Source organism: Variovorax sp. 20P10.2.4 (genome assembly GCF_058244205.1).
The window spans coordinates 1-3,128 of the sequence record NZ_JBZAYE010000763.1 but is presented as its reverse complement, the minus strand read 5'-3'; the positions used below and the strand labels follow the sequence as shown (position 1 = coordinate 3,128).

General features: G+C 72.6%; 2 protein-coding genes. Both read left to right on the top strand.

Annotated elements, in window-relative coordinates:
* The coding region (locus AC27VN_RS37085) for a pentapeptide repeat-containing protein (RefSeq protein ID WP_490879876.1) at positions 1–2,052 on the top strand (2,052 nt) is incomplete at its 5' end.
* Entirely contained in the window at positions 2,049–3,110 is a 1,062-nt protein-coding gene (locus AC27VN_RS37080) for a pentapeptide repeat-containing protein (RefSeq protein WP_256222854.1), read from the top strand. The genes AC27VN_RS37085 and AC27VN_RS37080, both read left to right, overlap by 4 nt.
* Positions 3,111–3,128 lie beyond the last annotated feature (18 nt).

The window sequence follows — 3,128 nt, the reverse complement described above, 5'->3', positions numbered from 1 at the left end:
CCGCAGCGCGCCCAGTACCGCGGGACCTACGACGCCGACTACCTGCAGGCGCACGCGCCGGGCTTCGCGCCCGACCTGGACTGGCGCCATTTCAACCTGGCACCGCCCGACCAGTGGTTCGAGCAGCCGCTGCGTGGCGACGAGCCTTTCGCGTTCGACCACCTGCATGCAACGCGGCCGCGCATCGAGGGCCAGCTGCCCGGATTGCGCGCGCGCGTCTTCGCCGGCTACGCGGTGGCCGGCGCCGGCGAGCCGAAGCTGCGCGAAGTGCCGCTGCGGCTCACCACGGCGTGGTTCTTCCCGCATGCCGAACGCGCGATCTTGCTGTTCCAGGGGCTCGCGGAGGTCGACACCGACGATGGGTCCGATGTCGTCTCGCTGGTCGGGGCGGTGGAGCGGCTCGGCGAGCGTCGCCCCGACGAGCACTACGTGGACGCGATCGCGCGGCGCGGCGATCCGCGCCTGGGTGCTGTCCACATGCTGCACGACGGCGACCTGCTGCCCGAGGGACTGAATGCCGACGATCCCGCCGTCGAGGCGGCGCGCGCGGCCTTCGCGATGGACGGCCTGCAGGGCGATGCGCAGTACCTGCGCGCGCGCGCCGAGGTCGAGGTGGCCCGCGAGCAGGTCCGCGAACACGGCGGCGATCCGGACGCGCTCGGCATCCGGCTGCCCGAGCGCGAGAAGGTGCCCAAGGGCGCCGAACTCGCGCCCTACATCGAACGCAAGATGAAGGAGGAGCAGCGCCAGCAATGGGCCGTGCTCGACGATGCGCTGACCCAGGCCGAGAAGGCGCTGGCATTCGCCGCCGAGCAGGGGCTGCCGCCGACTTCGCTGGCGCATCGCGGGCCGCCGCGCTTCAGCGCCGAAGCGAAGCTCGACGAATTGCGCGCCGCCTTCGCCGCGCAGGGGCAGGCGCTGGACACCGCCAAGGTCTATCCGGCGCTGATCAAGCAGCAGGCGGCCGAGCGGCTGGGCTATCTGCAGTCGGCCCATGCCCAGGCGCCCGCGGCGCCGATGGAGGCCGAAGCCGCCAAGGCACTGCGCGAGGAGATGAAGCGCGCGGTGGCGGGCGGCCTGCGCCGCTTCGCGGACCTCGACCTCACCGGCGCCGACCTGTCGGGCCTCGACCTGCGCGGCACCAGCTTCGCCGGCGCGTGGCTCGAAAGCGCCAACCTGTCGAAGTCGAACCTCTCGGGCGCGGACTTCTCGCGCGCCGTGCTGGCCCATGCGGACCTGCGCGGCGCCATCGGCGCGGGAACGCTGTTCGCCGAAGCCAACCTGGGCGCCTCGCAACTCGCCGGCGCGATGTTCGACGAGGCCGACCTGCGCGGCGCCGTGCTGAACCGCTGCGTGCTTGCCGAGACCCAGCTGCGCCGTGCGCGGCTGGAAGGGGCCTCGCTGCTCGAGACGCTGTGGGGCAGCGCGGACTGGAGCGGTGTGCACGGCACCCGCCAGATCTTCTACAAGCTCGACCTGCGGGGGCTGTCGCTCGCCGAGGCGGAGCTGGCCGAATGCAGCTTCGTGGAGTGCGACCTGAGCGGCTGCGACCTGCAGGGCGCGCGGCTGCGGCACAGCAGCTTCGTCGGCTGCAAGCTCGACGGCGCGCGGCTCGTCGGCGCGCAGGCCGAGGGCGCGGTGTTCGTGCAGCAGTGCAGCCTCGCCGCGGTGGACTTCAGCGGCGCGGTCCTGGCAGGGTGCAACCTCGGCGAGGCCATCCTCGATGGCGCGAAGCTGGTGCGCGCGAACCTCGACGGCGCCAACCTCACGAAGGCCTCGCTGGCGCGCTGCGACCTGCGGCTCGCGCGCGCCCGCGGCGCGATGCTGCGCAAGACCAGCCTGCGGCAGACCGCGATGGCGGGCATGGACCTGTCGAACGCGGTGCTGCACCACGCGGACCTGCGTGGTGCCGACCTGCGCCGCGCGAACCTCTTCGGCGCCGACCTGTCGCGCGTGCGCCTGGATGGCGACGCGCGCTTCGAGAACGCGCTGCTGCAGCGCGCGCGCACCTGGCCGCGCCTCACGCCCGAACAGCAGCAGGCCGCGCCATGATGAGTCCCGAACTGCTGTCCATGGCCGTGGCCATCGGCGAGCCCGTCATCGGCATGGACCTCGCCAAGGGCGCCTTCGGCGGGGCCCAGCTCGGCGGGGCGGTCTTCTCGGGCGCGCGGCTCAGCGAGGCGGACCTGCGCGGCGCCGACCTGCGCGAGGCGGTGTTCGAGCAGTGCGACCTGCGCGGCGCGCTGCTGGCCGGCGCCAACCTGCGGCGCGCCGTGTTCGATCGCTGCACGCTCGACCATGCCGACCTGCGCGGCGCCAACCTTCACGCCGCCGTCTGGACCGACTGCCAGGCGCCCCATGCCCAGCTCGCCGGGGCCCAGCTGAGCATGGCCATGCTGACGCGCTCGCGCCTGGACCATGCGGTGCTGCGAGGCGCCGACCTCGACGCGGCCGTGATCGACGGATCGAGCCTGATCGACGTCTGCGCCGACGAGGCCCACTGGCGCCAGACCACCGTCATCGGCTGCGACCTCTCGCTGCTGACCTGGACCGGCGCGACGCTGGTGCGCGTCGCCTTCATCGATACCGGGCTGCAGAACCGGTCCTTCGTCGGACTGCGGGTCGAAGGCTGCCAGTTCCTCAAGGCGAACCTGTCGGGGGCCGACTTCTCGGGCGCCGACATGCGCCAGTGCAACTTCCAGGAAGCCGTGCTCGACGGGGCCTGCCTGGCCAAGGCGCATGCGCCGCTGGCCCTGTTCTGCGAGACCCGGGGCGAGCAGGTGGATTTCTCCGGTGCGCGGCTGCGCCAGGCGCTGTTCACGGGCGCGAAGCTGCCGGGCGCCAACTTCGCCGGCGCCGACCTCTACCAGACCCACTTCGCGGGCGCGCAATTGCCCAAGGCACGGCTGGTCGCGGCCGAACTCACCTATGCCGACTTCCGGCATGCGGACCTGTCGGGCGCCGACCTGCAGGACGCGTCGATGTTCCGCACCGTGCTGCATGGCGCGAACACGCAGGAGGCGCGCATGTCCGACCGCGGGCGTGCGATCGAGCAGGACCCCGAACTGGCGGCCGCGGAACGCTGGCAGCCCATGGAGCAGAAGACATGACGACCTCGAAAGCAGCCC